Origin of the sequence: Halobellus salinus, from assembly GCF_014646875.1 — an archaeon.
Taxonomy (GTDB): Archaea; Halobacteriota; Halobacteria; order Halobacteriales; family Haloferacaceae; genus Haloquadratum; species Haloquadratum salinum.
On the sequence record NZ_BMOC01000003.1, the window covers coordinates 58388 to 74743 of the forward strand.

Annotated in this window: 13 protein-coding genes and 1 tRNA gene; all 14 read left to right on the forward strand. The window is 66.2% G+C overall.

The genetic code is table 11. The annotated features are described in order from the left end of the window. Window positions 1–84 precede the first annotated feature (84 nt). The 14 genes from IEX72_RS03705 to IEX72_RS03770 all read left to right on the forward strand — a co-directional run bounded on the left by IEX72_RS03705 (window position 85) and on the right by IEX72_RS03770 (window position 16319). Window positions 85–1812, forward strand: coding sequence for an ABC transporter substrate-binding protein (locus IEX72_RS03705; protein ID WP_188786043.1), 1728 nt, complete (start codon window positions 85–87; stop codon window positions 1810–1812). Between the two features lie 12 nt (window positions 1813–1824). Next, window positions 1825–2811 (forward strand): ABC transporter permease, encoded by a 987-nt coding sequence (locus IEX72_RS03710; RefSeq protein ID WP_188786044.1) that lies wholly within the window; start codon window positions 1825–1827, stop codon window positions 2809–2811. Window positions 2812–2815: 4 nt separating this feature from the next. Then, the gene (locus IEX72_RS03715; protein WP_188786045.1) at window positions 2816–3742 is read left to right on the forward strand and encodes an ABC transporter permease; all 927 of its coding nucleotides are present in this window, start codon (window positions 2816–2818) and stop codon (window positions 3740–3742) included. Next, window positions 3739–4752 (forward strand): ABC transporter ATP-binding protein, encoded by a 1014-nt coding sequence (locus tag IEX72_RS03720; protein WP_188786046.1) that lies wholly within the window; start codon window positions 3739–3741, stop codon window positions 4750–4752. The genes IEX72_RS03715 and IEX72_RS03720 overlap by 4 nt, the downstream gene beginning before the upstream one ends. Continuing rightward, entirely contained in the window at window positions 4749–5774 is a 1026-nt protein-coding gene (locus IEX72_RS03725; RefSeq protein ID WP_188786047.1) for an ABC transporter ATP-binding protein, read from the forward strand. The genes IEX72_RS03720 and IEX72_RS03725 overlap by 4 nt, the downstream gene beginning before the upstream one ends. A gap of 19 nt (window positions 5775–5793) precedes the next feature. Further along, complete coding sequence (locus IEX72_RS03730; RefSeq protein WP_229663727.1) at window positions 5794–6753, forward strand: LLM class flavin-dependent oxidoreductase; 960 nt, start codon at window positions 5794–5796, stop codon at window positions 6751–6753. Between the two features lie 101 nt (window positions 6754–6854). Beyond that, window positions 6855–8273 (forward strand): amidohydrolase, encoded by a 1419-nt coding sequence (locus tag IEX72_RS03735; RefSeq protein WP_188786048.1) that lies wholly within the window; start codon window positions 6855–6857, stop codon window positions 8271–8273. 375 nt (window positions 8274–8648) lie between these two features. Then, window positions 8649–9152, forward strand: a complete 504-nt coding sequence (locus IEX72_RS03740; RefSeq protein WP_188786049.1) for a DUF7549 family protein — start codon at window positions 8649–8651, stop codon at window positions 9150–9152. Between the two features lie 507 nt (window positions 9153–9659). Further along, window positions 9660–11351, forward strand: a complete 1692-nt coding sequence (locus tag IEX72_RS03745) for a type II/IV secretion system ATPase subunit (protein ID WP_394354591.1) — start codon at window positions 9660–9662, stop codon at window positions 11349–11351. Continuing rightward, window positions 11338–13560, forward strand: coding sequence for a type II secretion system F family protein (locus IEX72_RS03750; protein WP_188786050.1), 2223 nt, complete (start codon window positions 11338–11340; stop codon window positions 13558–13560). Before IEX72_RS03745 ends, IEX72_RS03750 begins: the two co-directional genes overlap by 14 nt. Before the next feature lie 79 nt (window positions 13561–13639). Further along, window positions 13640–14386: a class I SAM-dependent methyltransferase gene (locus tag IEX72_RS03755; protein WP_188786051.1), complete on the forward strand. Its 747-nt coding sequence runs from the start codon at window positions 13640–13642 to the stop codon at window positions 14384–14386. A gap of 85 nt (window positions 14387–14471) precedes the next feature. Then, entirely contained in the window at window positions 14472–15536 is a 1065-nt protein-coding gene (locus IEX72_RS03760) for an NAD(P)/FAD-dependent oxidoreductase (RefSeq protein ID WP_188786052.1), read from the forward strand. Between the two features lie 161 nt (window positions 15537–15697). Further along, window positions 15698–15768 (forward strand) — tRNA-Gly (locus tag IEX72_RS03765). Between the two features lie 107 nt (window positions 15769–15875). Continuing rightward, window positions 15876–16319, forward strand: a complete 444-nt coding sequence (locus tag IEX72_RS03770) for a cupredoxin domain-containing protein (RefSeq protein WP_188786053.1) — start codon at window positions 15876–15878, stop codon at window positions 16317–16319. Window positions 16320–16356: the final 37 nt, after the last annotated feature.

Below are 16356 nucleotides of genomic sequence, written 5' to 3' on the forward strand. Positions count from 1 at the left end.
ATAAACTTACGCCCGGAGGCACCGGTCTACGGTACCGCTTAGCGAGGTTTTATATATGTGTTAGTTCTCTGTGATGCCGTACCAATGGATACTTCACGGCGACGGTTCCTGCGCCGGACTGCCGGCCTGAGCGCGATCGGGCTGTCGGGGTTGGCGGGTTGTACAGGGGGCGACGGTGGCGGGTCGACTGGGACTTCTTCGGGGTCGACCGGGGGGAGTACCGATACGCCGGAGAAACAGACGGCCTCGGACGAGCGCGTTGTCACGGGCTCGGAACTGGACGAGTTCGAGCGGGTGGAAATCGAGATCCAGAGCTACACCCGGAGCCTCCTGCCGCAGCGCTACGAGTGGACGTTCCTCTTCCGGGACCAGTGGGTCGAGAAGCTGGGGGTCGACGCGAACGTGACAATCGGCGAGGTCAACAAGATCTTCGGCAACTGGGTCGACGTCAACTACGACGTGAACATGGCCGGGTGGTCGGGGAAGCCCTCGCGGATCGACCCGACGACGTTCCTGAACGCGTTCACCACGGACGGCGGGCTGTATACGCCGAACTACACCAACCCCGATTACGACGACCTCGTCGGCGAGTTCCAGCGTGAGACCGACCGCGACCGCCGGCAGGAACTCGCCTACGAGGCACAGCAGATCCTCGCGGAGGATCAGCCGGTGGTGTTCCTGTTCGCCGCCGACGCCCTGACCGCGACCAACACCGACAACTGGTCGAACTACACCAACCAGATCGGCGACCAGAACTTCACGCAGGTCTGGAATCTACAGAGCATGACGCCCACCGGGGACGTCCAGGCGGCGGTGAAAGCCGGTAACCTGTTCCCCGCCACCCTTAATCCGATGGCGCCGACGAAAAGCGGCGACCTGATGGGGCTGAAGATGGTGTACGACCGACTGATCCGGCTCGGCCCGAAGGGACAGCCACAGCCGTGGGCTGCCACCGACTGGGACGCGGTCGACCCCCAGACGGTCGACGTCACCCTCCGCGAGGGGATGACCTGGCACGACGGCGAGGCCGTCACCCCCGAGGACGTCAAGTTCACCATCGAATACCTCCAGGAGTGGAAGGTCCCGTACATGCAGTCGTTCTACACCGACATCGAGTCGGTGGAGGTCACCGGCTCGAACGGCGTCCGGTTCACCCTCTCACAGCCGCGAGCGTCGTTCATTGGCGTCGACCTCTCGCTGTTGTTTATCATGCCCCAACACATCTGGGACGGACTGCCCGAGCGGGAGGGGCTCGAACACCCCCGCGAGTACCAGGACACCGAGTACATCGGCAGCGGGCCGTTCACCGTCCAGGACTTCAGCCAGTCGGACCGCGTCGTGTGGCAGGTCTACGACGACCACTTCGCGGATTTCGACATCAACGCGTTCATCTGGAGCAAGTATGGCGGCAAAGCCGCCGCGCTGGGCGACGTCGAGTCCGGCGACGCGTCGTTCGTCGAGTCGCTGCAGGCCTCCCAGTACAACCGCGTGAAAGGCCAAAGCGGGATCGGCGCCGAAAACGTCAGCCAGCACGGCTGGAAAGCCATCTACATGAACAACGACCGGCGGCCGTTCAGCGACAAGCAGTTCCGGATCGCGGCGTCGCACGCCACCGACCGCGAACGCGCCGCGGAGATCGTCTACGACGGACTGGCCGACATCCAGAACGGACCGATCGCCCCGGCCAACGAGTTCTGGCACAACCCCGACCTTCCGACCTACGACGGCGGCGCCGGAGAGGCCCGCGATATCCTCTTTGCGGCCGGCTACCGCTGGGACGAGGACGGGAACCTCCTGATGCCCAAAGAGTGAGTCCGGGGATCTATGAATCAGGAGCGCCTCCGCTACTTGCTCAAGCGGGCTGGCCTCTCGCTGTTTTCGCTGTGGGTAGTCGCGACCGCGCTGTTTTTCGCGTTCCGGTTGCTTCCGGGGGATCCGACCACGTCGGTCATCGCCCCCCAGATGTCGGCGTCGGCGCGGGCGGAACTGGCGTCGCAGTACGGGCTGAACGAACCGCTTTCCGTCCAGTACCTGCTGTACATGGAGAACCTGCTCACCGGGAACCTCGGCGTCTCGTTCCAGTTCAACCAGCCGGTGTCGTCGCTGATTGTCCCGAAACTGGTCAACACCCTCGCACTGACCGCGACGGCGGTCATCCTGGCGTACCTCATCGGGAGTCTCGTCGGCGCGTATCTGGCGTCCCGCCGGGACACGAGCGTCGACATCTACGGCACCGCCGTGGTGTTGATGATGTACGCCGCGCCGGTGTTCTGGACCGGGCTGCTGGCGATCATGGTGTTTTCGTTCCGGCTGGACTGGGTGCCGTCCGGCGGGATCCACAGCGTGACGTTCGTCGCCGACTCCTTTTGGGGCGGGTACTTGTCGGTCGACTTCCTGCACCACTTGGTGTTGCCTCTAGTGGTCACCACGCTGTACTTCCTGAGTGTGCCCGCGCTCACGATGCGGAACAATATGATCGACACGCTCGACGAGGACTTCATCCAACTGTCGCGGGCCGCCGGGCTGTCAGATTTCTCGATCCTCTACCGCCACGCCGCTCGCAACGCCTTGCTCCCGGTGCTCCACTACGCCGCGGTGTCGCTCGGGTTCGCCTTCGGCGGCTCCGTGGTCATCGAGACGGTGTTCTCGTGGCCGGGGCTGGGCCAGATGATGTTCAACGCGACCTTGGCGCAGGACTTTCCGCTCGCACAGAGCACGTTCTTCCTGCTCGCAGCCATCATCATCTTTATGAATTTCCTCGCCGACGCGCTGTCGGTGTACGTCGACCCACGCACGAGCGCAACGGAGTGAATATATGAGCTCAAACACACTACCGATCGAACTCTCGCAGACCCGGCGTGCGACCCTCCGGCGGTACCGACGGGTGGCTACCACCCTCCTTGATGAGTTCCGCGCTCAACGGTCCGCGGTGCTCGCCGCGGGCGTGCTCGGGTTCTTCGTCTTTTTGGGGGTGTTTGCCCCACTGATCGCGCCGTACGATCCGACGCGGGAGTTCGTGATCAACGGCCAGGCACAGCGGCTGCTCGAACCGTCGCTAAAACACCCCTTCGGCACCACGGCACTGTCCCGCGACGTCTTCAGCCAGTGGGTGTACGGGTCCCGCGTCTCCCTGATCGTCGGCCTCGTTTCGGGGCTCGCAGTGATGGCCATCGGGACGAGCGTCGGTGTGGTCGCAGGCTACTACAAGGGGAACGTCGATCTGGTGTTGATGCGGGTCGTCGACACGCTGTATGGGGTGCCAGCGACGCCGTTCATCCTGCTTTTGGTGCTGTTTTTCGGCACCTCGCTCACGAACATCGTCCTCGCGATGGTGTTCATCCTCTGGCGGACGATGGCGCGGGTGGTGCGTTCGGAGACGCTGTCGCTGGCCGAGCGGCCGTTCGTGAAGGCCGCGCGCGCGACCGGTGCGAGCGATTTCCGGATCATCACGGTCCACATCCTGCCGAACCTGCTTCCGCTCATCATGATCGAAACCACCATCATCATCGCGTTCTCGATCACGCTGGAGGCCGGGATCTCGTTCCTGGGACTCGGAGCCACCGACGTGACGAGCTGGGGGACGATGCTCGAACTGACCTTCTCCTCGGGCGCCATCCGGTCGGCGTGGTGGTGGGTGCTGCCGCCCGGGATCAGCATCACGCTGTTGGTGCTTTCGTTTTTCTACCTCTCGCGGGTGGTTGAGGGGATCACGAGCCCCGACAGCGGGAGGTTCGAGCTGTGAGCCTGCTCGAACTCCGTGACGTCTCGACCGAATACGAGACCGACGACGGGCCGCTTCGGGCGGTCGAGTCGGTCGACATGGAGCTCGAAGCCGGGGAGATCCTGGGAATCGTCGGCGAGAGCGGGTGCGGGAAGACGACCCTCATGAAGACCATCCTGAACCTGCTCCCCGGGAACGGACGAGTGGTCGGCGGCGAGATCGAGTTCGACGGGCGCGACCTCACGCAGCTGTCGAAGTCGGAGTGGCAGTCGGTTCGGTGGGCGGAGATATCCTACATCATCCAGAACGCTATGAACGCCCTGGATCCGGTGTACACGGTCGGCGCGCAGTTCGTGGAGATCATCCGCGCCCACACCGACGACTCGAAGGCCGAAGCCCGGACCAGGGCGGGCGACATGCTCGAGAAGGTCGGGATCGGCCGGGGTCGCCTCAACGACTACCCACACGAGCTGTCGGGCGGGCAGCGCCAGCGGGTTGTGGTCGCGCTGGCGCTGGCGCTCGAGCCGCCGCTGATCGTGGCCGACGAGCCCACCACTGGGCTGGACGTCGTGACCCAAGAGGAGATCCTCACGCTCATCCAGGACATGCAGTCGGAGTTGGGGAGTGCGATGATCATCATCACCCACGACATCAGCGTGGTCGCCGAGGTGGCGGACCGCACCGGCGTGATGTACGGCGGACAGTTGGTCGAGGTCGGCGACACGGTCGACGTGTTCAACAACAGCGCCCACCCCTACACGATGGGGCTGACCAACGCGTTCCCCTCACTCGCCGACAACCCGGAGCGACTGGTCAGCATCCCCGGGACGCCGCCGGACCTCGTCACCCCGCCGGAGGGGTGCCGGTTCGCCGAACGGTGTCCCTTCGAGACCGAAGCGTGTGCCCGGGAGCCGCCGGTCGAAGGGGTCGGGGACCGCCACACGGCCCGGTGTCACTACACCGACCAGGCGGCGAGGTTCCGCGAGGAGAGCAGTCGCGAGGACACTTGGACCGAGGGGGCCGACCGATGAGCGCCGAGCCGCTGTTCCGGGTCCGAGACCTCCGGAAGTACTACCCGGTGCGGGACGACGATGGCCTGTTCAACCTGAACTTCCTGGGGGAGCCGAAGTCTCTCAAGGCCGTGGACGACGTCTCCTTCGAGATCAACCGCGGGGAGATCGTGGGCGTGGCGGGCCAGTCGGGGTGCGGGAAGTCCACGCTCGGAGAGCTGCTCGTGTTGCTCCAGCAAGCCACCGGCGGCGACATCCAGTTCCGGGGCACGAGCGTCAGCGACTACTCCAAGGCCGAACGGAAGGCGTTCCGCCGGGAGTGTCAGATCGTGTTCCAGGACCCGTACGAGTCGCTGAACCCTCGGTTTACCGTGTCGCAGACGGTCAAAGAGCCGCTCGTCGTGCACGGAATCGGCGACGCAGTCAAACGCGACGAGCGGGTCCGGGAGGCGCTCTCGGACGCGGGGCTCTCGCCGCCGGAGGCGTACCTCGACAAACTCCCGGCGGAGCTCTCCGGCGGGGAGCGCCAGCGAGTCAGCATCGCACGGGCGCTGGTGGTCGACCCGCTGTTTCTGGTGGCTGACGAGCCGGTGTCGATGCTGGACGTCAGCATCCGTACGGAGATCCTCCACCTGTTCGAAGACCTCCAGAAGAAGCGGGACCTGACGATGATGTACATCTCTCACGACCTCTCGACGATCAACTACCTCGCCGACCGGACGATGATCATGTACCTCGGCGACGTGGTGGAGTTGGGGCCAACCCGGTCGGTGATCCGGGATCCGGCCCACCCCTACACCGAGGCGTTGCTCGAGTCGGTGCCGATGGCCGACCCCGAGCAGGGCCGGGTGGGGACCGAGCGGACCGCGAGCGACATCCGGGGTGACGTGCCCGACCCCGTCGACCTCCCGAGCGGGTGTCGGTTCCGGACCCGGTGTCAGTACGCCACGGACCGGTGTAGCGCCGAGGAGCCGGCGCTCGACGACTTCGACGACGGACGACAGGTCGCGTGCTTCTACCCGGTGTCGGACGGCGACGCCTGAGGCCGACGACAAGACAACCATGACTCACAGCATTCGTTACGGCGTGAACGTGCCGACGAGCGGCGGCGACTCCGAACACACGTCGCTGCCGTTCTGCGACCACATCGACTGGCAGGACCAGCGGGCGTTCGGCAGGGCCGCCGAAGCGCTCGGCTACGACAGCCTCGGCGTGCCGGACCACATCATGACCGGGTCTGGACCGACGACCGAGTGTCTCACCACCGTCACCGGGCTGGCGGGGGCCACCGACGACGTGACGCTCTACCCGAAGACCATCAACAACCACCTCCGCCACGGCCCGCTCCTGGCGAAGACGGTCGCCACGCTCGATGTCGTCTCCGGCGGCCGGGTCAAACTCGGGATGGGCGCGGGGTGGAAGGCGGACGAGGCGACCGCCTACGGCTACGAGTGGCCGTCGGCCCCGGCCCGACTCCGTGAGATGAGAGAGACCATCGAGGTGATGAAACGTCTCTGGACCGAGGACGAGGTCACGCACGACGGCGAGTTCTACGACCTCGAGGCCGCCATCTGCAAACCGCACCCGGTACAGGACCCGCATCCGCCGATCATGATCGGTGGCGGCGGCGAGCAGATCACGCTCCGGATGGCCGCGGAGTACGCCGACACCTGGAACTACTACGGGAGCCTCGGGAAAATGGAGCGGAAACTCGGCGTCCTGCGGGAACACTGCGAGACCGCCGACCGCCCGTTCGATGCGATCGAGAAATCGTGGTTCGCCCGGTGTATCGTCCGCGAGACCGAAGCCGAGGTCCAGGCGCTGTTGGAGGAGGCCCCACGGTTTAGCGGGGACCACGCCGGGTCGGGCGGCGCCGCCCTCGTCGGCACCCCCGCGGAGGTCTGCGAGCAACTGCGGTCGTACCGGGAACTGGGCTTCGAGGAGGTCATCGTCGAGTTCGTCGACTTCCCGGAGACGACCGGACTGGAGCTGTTCGCGGACGAAGTGATGCCGCAGGTGTGACTCGAGTGCCCGCCCCGCGGTCGACGTGAGTCGGAGCCTGACCGAACGTTCGATATTAAATTCTGCGAAAGATATTTCAACTATGTTTGCGAAGGTGCGCTATGGAGAAGCGGGACGTTATCGAGACGGTGTCCTCGAACCGGGACCGGTTGCTGTCGCTGAGCCATACACTCTGGGAGATGCCGGAGGTGGCGCTCGAGGAGACGGAATCCTCGTCGCTGCTCGTCGAGTGCCTCGCCGACGCGGGGTTCGAGGTGACTACAGGAATCGGGGGGATGCCGACGGCGTTCGAGGCCCGGTACGGTGATGGAGACCCGACGGTCGGGATCCTCGGGGAGTACGACGCCCTGCCGGGAATGTCACAGACCGTGTCGGCGACGAGAGAACCCATCGAGGAGGGTGGTGCCGGCCACGGATGCGGTCACAACCTGTTCGCCGTGGGGAGCCTCGGCGGCGCGCTGGCGATCAAGGAGGCGATCGAATCCGGCGACGTTGACGGCACCATCGTCTACTACGGGTGTCCCGCCGAGGAGACGCTGGTCGGTAAGGTGTTTATGGCCCGCGCGGGAGCGTTCGACGACGCCGACGCCGCGCTGGCGTGGCACCCGAGCGACCTGACCTCGCCGTTCATGGGCGAAACCCTCGCGATGAACTCGCTGCAGTACGAGTTCACCGGCGAATCGGCCCACGCCGCCAACTCTCCCGCCTCGGGGCGGAGCGCGGTCGACGCGGTCCAACTGATGAACAGCGGCGTGGAGTATATGCGCGAGCATGTCCCCGACGACGCACGGATCCACTACTCGATCGTCGACGGCGGCGGCGCACCCAACGTCGTGCCCGCAACGTCGACAGTCTGGTACTTCGTGCGGGCGCCCGACCGGGCGGAGGTCGACCGGTTGACCGACTGGGTGGACGACATCGCCGACGGCGCGGCGACGATGACCCGGACCGCTGTCGACCGGCAGTTCATTACGGGGTGTCACCCCTACGTCCCGAACCGGCGGCTCTCGGACGTCGTTGAGGACAACCTCGAAACGATCGGTGCCGTCCCGTTCTCTGACGAGGACCGGGCGTTCGCGGGCGACCTCAAGCAGACGTACGACCCGGAGACGATCGAATCACGGACCGAAGACGTCCCCGAGTCCCACCGGGAGACGGTCCGGGGATCGAACCTCTATGCCGAGCCGCTGCCCGCGATGGACGCCGAGGAGGTCCACTTCGGGTCGACCGACGTCGGCGACGTGAGCCAGATCACCCCGGTGGCGCAGTTCTGGGCGGCCGCCTGGCCCGTCGGCGCGCCGTCGCACACGTGGCAGGTCGTCGCCGCCAACGGCGACTTCGCAAACGAGACTGCGATCTACGCGGCGAAAGTGCTCGCGGGGGCGGCGTACGACCTCCTCTCGGAGCCTGCACTCCTGGCGGACGTGCGGACCGAGTTCGAGCGCGAGATCGGCGAGGGGTTGTTCCGGAGTGCGGTACCGGACCACGTTGACCCGCCTGTCGACGCGGACCTCCAGTGAGGCGGCCGTCGGTCCGGGGTCCGAACCGGCGGAGTGAACAAACTGTGCTATCACAGAACAGGGTGGGTTGAGTCGCTTGCCGACCCCGACGTGGAGTTCACATCCGATGTCGTCGCAGTGATGACGGGGCGGATCCCCGGGAACTGCGGTGAGACAGAGAATACTCGGATAGAGTTGATATCTAAGTATAGATCAGAATAACAGTATTAATTTTCGGTTCAGATCGCGTTACTTGAGATCGGAAGCTCGCAAAGTACCAAATCAAAATGTATGTAATATATGCTATGTAATGCGGGCATAACCGCTGTGTAGCCCGGCGCGCGGGCCGCCGACCGATTCCAGCAGCGTTTACACACCCGGTCCCGATGGCCAGGTATGACCTGGGTTCGCACGGAGTACGCGGGCGCGCTGGCGGTGGTGTCGACGTGGCTCGCCGCCTTTGTGCCCTGGAACATCACGTACTCGGCGGGCGTCTCCGGCGGCGCGGTGCTCTTCGTCCGGTTCCCGTTCGTCCAGATCCGCTACGCGTTCGGCGTGCCCGTGGCGCGGCGGGTCGCCGTCTCAGATCCGGTATCGGCGACCGCGTTCCAGGCCGGCCAGTCGATCCAGGTCGCGTACCAGACGTGGGCGGCCGGCGCGGGCGTGCTCGCCGTCGCGGTCGTGGTCGCCACCGTCTACTACCGGTACGAGGACGCGGTCGAGTCGGGACCGGTCGATCCGGTTTGGCTCCTCGGCGGGTTGCTCGGACTCTCGGGCGTCGTGCTCGGTGTTGCGACGTATCTGCTCGCGACGCGGGGATTTCCGGGGGTCCCCGTCCCGGTCGGCGTCGTCCTTCTCGTGATTCTCGGCGGCGTCCTATTAACGGTCGACCGGGAGTGAGCGCTCGGGACGTGACGTCGTGCAACCACGGAGCGCTATGGTTTCCGGCCGGACGTCGACGAGCGACAGCAACGTGGTTACGAGCGTCGGGTGGCGCAGGCGGGTCCACTCTCCCCGGACGGACGACCGCTGCTCGGGCGAGGGCGTATCCCCAATCGCGGGACCACCGCCTGTGTGCGGTGAGCACCGCCCCACACCGAGCAGCGGTTGTCCGGCACACCGGTGTGGGAACGCGACGTGCCGGCTGTTCGCTAGCCACGGTGGGACGGCCGCGACGGGGGTGCTGGCGTCCCGGGTCGGCGTCGGGGATCCGGGTGGATTTCCGCGGTCCGGCCGACAGTATAAGTCGCTCCGCCGAGAACGTCGACATCACGTCGGGTACCAACGATGGCAGGCATGGATCCGAGCAACGAAAGAGGCGAGACCGACGGTGGGGCGGATGCAGCCGCTGCGCCGTCGGGCGTGACGAGGTCGGGTAACGACACTTCGGAGACGGCGGACCGGGGGATGGGGACGGCGGTCGCCGACGACCCCGGGGACGGGCCTGACGGCGCGCTCGGCGGGCTCGAAGCGCGGCTCCGGCGCTTCGTGAGTGTGCTCCGCGGCTCCGCGCTCGACGTCCGGCCGTACCGCCCGGAAGACGGGATCTTCGCCGAGTTCGAGCCACTGCCGGGCGAGGCGGTGGTCGATCGCTACTGGGTCAACGCGCCGTACGCCTACGTCGTGATCACCCACGACGACGAAGAGAGCGAGCACTACTACTACGCGGTTGAACCCGAACTCGACGACTTCGAGCTGGAGCTTCTCGCTCGAACTCGGGTCGACATCCGGGATCCGCTCCTCTACCGGACCGACGAGGAGCCAACCGCCGAGGAGACGCTCAACAGGGAGCTTCGGACGCTTCTCGAACAGTACGGCGTGAACGTATCGATGCGGACGTTCCACGCGCTGTTGTACTACCTCTCCCGGGACTTCCGTCGGTTCGGCCGGATCGACCCGCTCATGAACGATCCGCATATCGAGGACATCTCGTGTGACGGGTACGACCTTCCGATTTTCGTCTACCACGACGACTACACCGACATCGAGACGAACGTGGTCTACAACGGCGAGGACCTAGACGACTTCGTGATCCGGCTGGCACAAGAGTCCGGTCGGCACGTGAGTGTCGGCGACCCAGTGGTCGGGACCACGCTGCCGGACGGCTCGCGCGTAGAACTCGCACTCGGCGAGGAGGTGACGCCACGTGGGTCGGCGTTCACCATCCGGAAATACGCCGATGAGCCGTTCACCCCGATCGACCTCATTGATTACGGAACCTTCTCCGTCGAGGAGATGGCGTATCTCTGGCTCTGCATCGAGAACAACAAGAGCCTCATCTTCGCCGGCGGGACGGCCTCGGGCAAGACCACCTCCATGAACGCGGTGTCGATGTTCATTCCGCCGCGTGCGAAAGTGCTGACGATCGAGGACACCCGGGAACTGTCGTTGTACCACGACAACTGGCTGTCGTCGGTCACGCGGCAACGCCTCCACGAGGGGAGCGACATCGACATGTACGACCTGCTGCGATCGGCGCTCCGCCACCGGCCGGAGTTCATCGTCGTCGGCGAGGTCCGCGGCGACGAGGCGGTCACGCTGTTCCAAGCCATGAACACGGGCCATACCACGTTTTCGACGATGCACGCCGACTCGATCGAGACCGTGATCAACCGGTTGGAAAACGAACCGATCAACGTGCCGCGGGCGATGGTCCAGTCGCTGGATCTGCTCTGTATCCAGACGCTCAGTCGGGTTGGCGGCGAACGAGTCCGTCGGTCGCAGGCCATCGGCGAGATCGGAGAGATCGACCAGCGGACCGGGGAACTCGACTACTCCCGGGCGTTCACCTGGGACCCCGAGTCGGATACGTTCGACCGGTCCGATTCCACCCTCGTTGACGAGATCCAGCGCGAGCGAGGCTGGACGCGGACCGAACGCAAACGCGAGATGCGCCGGCGACGACGGTTCCTCCAACTCCTCTCGAACCTCGGGACCACCGACTACCGTGCGTTCACCGCTTTGGTCAACGAATACTACACCAACCCCGAGCGAGTGATGGACCGACTCGAGGCCGCCGGGCCCACCGGAGAGGACGCGACCCTCGGCGGGAAGTCGGTGATCGGCGACGAGGGGGCTAGAGTCGATGGCGGCGGGTGATCTCCTCGTATACTTCCCGCTTGTCCTCGTGACACTGCTTGCGGTCCCGGTGGTGCTTCTGCCCGTGAGTGTTCGGGCCGAGCTGCTGGTTTCCCGACTTGCGCTCCCGATTTTCGGTGGGTACGTCGCGGAGCCGACTCCCCAGCGCCGCGACCAGATCCGGCGGATGCGCGCGGCGTTCGTAGGGGAAAGCCACCGTGTGTTCCAGTCACAGACGCTGTTCATAGCGGGGGTTGCGGGCGTGGTCGGCAGCGTCTACGGGATCTACGTCGGCGCGGCCGTGCTCCGGTCGCTCGCGGCTGATCCCGCACTCATCGCCGGGGTGCTTCCGGGGCAGTTGGCGCCGCTGGCGACCCGGTTCGCGGTCGTGGAGTTGTCGGGGCTGCGCCTGTTCGGGCTCTTGGCCGTCACGAGCGCGATGCTCGGAGCGGGGTTAGCAGCGGGGACCTACTGGGGCCGGTGGACAATCCTCGGCCAGCGGGCCCGCGCTCGCGGCGTCGAGATCGACGCGACGCTCCCGCGGACCGTCGCGTTCGTCTACGCGCTCTCTCGATCGGGGATGCCGTTCCAGGCCGTGTTACGGACGCTCTCGCGAAACCAGGACGTGTACGGTGAGGCCGCTCGCGAACTCGGGGTCGCCGTCCGGGACATAGACGCGTTCGGCACTGACGTGCTCACCGCGCTGAGAGAGACCGCCGACCGAACCCCCAGCGAGAATCTCGAGGAGTTCACCGAGAACCTCGCGAGCGTCCTGTTGTCCGGACAGAGCGTCTCGGGGTTCCTCCACGAGCAGTATGAGCGGTTCCAAGAGGAGGTCGAAGCCCAACAGCGGCAGTACCTGGATCTGCTCTCAACGTTCGCGGAGGTGTACGTGACCGTGCTAGTGGCTGGGCCGCTGTTTTTCATCACGGTACTGGTAGTGGTCGGGCTCGTCATCCAGGACACCCTCGTCGTCATCCGGCTCGTTACCTACCTCGGAATCCCGCTTGCGACGTTCGGGTTCGTGGTCTATGTCGATAGCATCACCGAAGGACTCGATGTGGTCAGTCGGAGCGGCACCGGCGAGGAGAAACGCGCTGACATGGATCCCCGGGGTCGGATGGCCAGCGGACCCGACAAGCCTGGAAACGGCGGCGTCGGCGGCGTCGGCGGCGTGGCCGACGGCGGCACCGTCCGGGGACGCAACCCCGATCCGGGCACGGACGCGGACAACTGGCTGCGGCTCACGGCCTACGACCGCATCGGACGGTACCGACGAACGCTCTCGGATCCAGTGGGGCTGGTGCTTGATCGGCCCGTCTACTCGCTTCTGGTCACCGGCCCGATCGGGCTCGTGATCGTGCTACTGTCGCTCAACCCCTCGGTCGGGGAGGCCGGCCGACTCCTCCGTGGTGGAACAGCGGTGTCGTCGGCGCCGGTGCTGGGCCTCATCGAAGTCGTTGACGGCCCCGTCGTTCTGGCCACGATCGTGGCACTGCTTGGGATCGCCGTGGCACACGAGATCGAAAAGCGCCGGCTCCGTGCGGTCGAAGCGGAGATGCCGGACTTCCTCGACCGGATGGCGAGCGTCAACGAGGCGGGGGCGACCATCGTTGGGAGCCTGAATCGGCTCTCGGACGCAGAACTGGGCCCGCTCGGCGACGAAATCCAGCGGGTGTGGCGGGATATCGAGTGGGGCGCGACCGTGGGTGAGGCACTCGCGCGGATGGAGCGCCGGACCGGCACCCCCACGGTGTCGCGGTCGGTCACGCTGATCCGGAACGCGATAGCGGCCAGCGGCGACATCGGTCCGGTGCTCCGCATCGCCGCCGACGAGGCAAAGGAGATCCGTCGGCTGGAACGGGAACGGAGACAGGAGATGCTCACCTACCTCGTTGTGATCTACGTGTCGTTTCTCGTCTTCCTCGGCATCATCGTCGCGCTGACCGTGTCGTTCATTCCCGCTATCGAGGCCGCCGGCGCCGCAGGGGGTGCCGCCGGAGGTAGCGGCGGCGTTGGCGGCGTGGCCGGCGTTGATCCGGGGATTATCGGCGGGGTCGGGTCGGTCGACACCGGCGCCTACGAGGTGTTGTTCTTCCACGCCGCCGCGATTCAGGGGGTCTGTTCGGGCCTCGTGGCTGGACAGTTGGGTGAAGGGACCGCTTTCGACGGCGTGAAGCACGCGACCGTCCTCCTCGTTCTGACGTACGCGGTGTTCGCGTTCCTCTGACCCAACGGAGACGAACACCGGGCTTTCGCAGCCGACTGCCGACCGTGGTGGCTTTGACTCCCCGGAGTGTATCCGGCGCATGGACGAGTCGACGGAGACGCCGGTCAAGCGAACCTACGACCGGATCGCCGAGCACTTCGCGTCGACGCGGGCGTACCCCTGGCCCGAGGTGACGGCGTTTCTCCGCCCCGACGCCGGCGACGCGGTGTCGCGGCTCGACGCCGATGCGACCGACGCGCTCGCCGGGGGTGCCGCGCCGGTGGTCACACGCTCGACGCGGGACGCCGGCGGCCCCTCGAGCGTCGGGCTCGACGTCGGCTGCGGGAACGGCCGGCACGCCGAATCGCTGTCGGCAGTCGTCGGCCGCGTCGTGGGCGCCGACGTCAGTGCGGAACTCCTCGCGACGGCTCGGCAGCGGGGCGAGAACCGCCGGACCGACCCGCGGCCACACCTACTCCAGGCCGACGCGGCGTCGCTTCCGGTGTGCTCGGACGCGGTTGACGTCGCAGTGTACGTTGCGACACTGCATCACCTCCGCCCGCGGTCCCGCCGGGTGGCGAGCCTCTCGGAGCTGTCGCGGGTGCTCGCTCCCGACGGTCGGGCGCTCGTGAGCGCGTGGGCGACAGCCCACGACCGCTTCGACGCCGACTCGGGGTTCGACACCACCGTCCCGTGGACGCTCCCCGGGGGGGAGTCGGTCCCGCGGTTCTACCACATCTACGACCCCACGGAGTTTGCGGCGGACATCCGCGACAGCGGCCTCGTGGTGGTGGGGACCGCGGTGTCGAGCGGCAACTGTTATGCGGTGGTCGAACCCGGTGAGTGACGCCCTCGGCCGTCCGGCGCGGCTGGCCGAGCCCGACGCACGCGTGCTCTGCATTTAAGTTCGCGCGGTGAGTATTACGAGTATAATGAGCGATGTAGACGACAGCCAGGAATACGAGGTCGTCGTCGTCGGTGGCGGGCCCGCGGGGCTGCAGGCGGCGCTGTACACGACGCGACTCGGTCACGACACCGCGGTGGTTGACCGCGGGGGCGGCCGCGCGGCGATGATGCTCGACACCCACAACGTGGCCGGAGTCACAGAGGACGTCTCGGGCAACGAGTTCCTCGGGACGGCACAACAGCAGGTGGAAGACTACGGTGGCGACGTTGTCCGCGACCTGATCGTCGACGCTGAACGAACCGACGACGGTCGGTTCCGGCTGGGCGGGAACGACACGGAACTCGTGGCCGACCGGGTCGTCCTCGGCGTCGGATTCAACGACGAGCGGCCTGAGCCGCCCGTTCCCCGGACCGGAAAGGGGCTCCACTACTGTCTTCACTGTGACGCGTACATGTTCGTCGACCGCCCGGTCTACGTGATGGGGACCGGTGAGGCGACCGCGCACGTCGCTATGATTATGCTCAACTTCACCGACGACGTGGACGTCCTCCTCCGCGGCGAGGACCCCGAGTGGAGCGACGAGACCGACGAGCAGCTTCGGGGACACCCGGTCGGGATCGTCGAAAGCGAGATCTCCGGGATGAACAAGAGTGGCGACGGATGGCTGGAGTCGTTCGAGTTCGAGGACGGAAGCGTCCGGCAGTACCGCGGCGGGTTCGCGATGTACGGGTCGGATTACAACACCGACCTCGCGACCCAACTCGGGTGCAACCTGAACAACGACGGCACCGTCGTGGTCGGTGACAGTATGGAGACGAGCGTCGACGGGGTCTACGCCGTCGGCGACATCACGCCCGGCCACAATCAGATTCCGGTCGCGATGGGGAAGGGCGCCCAGGCCGGCCTCGACATCCACTACGACCTTCGCGAGTTCCCGCGGGACCGGGCGTCGATCCGCGCGGAGGGTCCCGTCGGCGACGACGAGGTGCCGGGGCTCGGCGACCGGGTCCACGCCGCCGCGGCGGGGTTCGAGGAGGCGCGGGCGCCGCCGATCGAGACGCCGGCCGCGGACCCGGCTGACGACGACTGATACTGTCGGCTATAGTCGCGTGACGTATTTCGACACCCCGGGGTGTCGAAAATCTTCACGTAGTTATAGCCGACAGTATGAGACCGGGTGTCGCAATCGCCAGGCCGCCGACGAAGGGTAACATCCTTATTCGGGGGCCTGGAAGTTGTCTGTGACGGCACGCGCCGATGGTCTAGTGGTAGGACCTGAGCCTTCCAAGCTCATGGCCCGGGTTCAAATCCCGGTCGGCGCACTCCCTGCGGTCGTTTGCCGACCGGCGTCCCGCTCGCTTCACTCGCGGGAACGCGGGGGTATGTGCTCGTATCTTTATCAACGCGTTCTATCAACGCGTACCACCCAGTGTTCGGCTACACCCGACGCGTTCCGGACGGCGTGTCGCCGTACTCCTCCCCGAGTCTCAGTATCGGCGAGTACTGGCTGTACACGTTCGAGGCGGAAGGGGCTCACAACAGCATGTGCGCTCCCCACGAGCTCTTCGGGATGGTCGGCTCGATCGTCGTGGGGTCGGCGTCAGGACCCGCGGCGAATCCGGTGGGTGAATCGCCAGTCCCGAGTGAGCAGTCCCGGCCTCCCGAGATCACCGCTGGACTGGTGCTGAGCGACCCAGCGATGGAACCCGAGAGTATCGTCGAGGCGGGGTCGGTCTCCTGGAGCGACCTCGCCCCGGAGAGCAAGCGACCACTCCTGACCCCAGTGCAGGAGTGGGTTCAATCCCGGGTTCCAGTACGGGTCCCGGAGACTCCGAGCGGCCTCCTGGCCGCTCCGGGATTCCGAAGGTGGTGACAAACCGCGTGGCACCGAGGGGTGTGTCGTCGTTCCG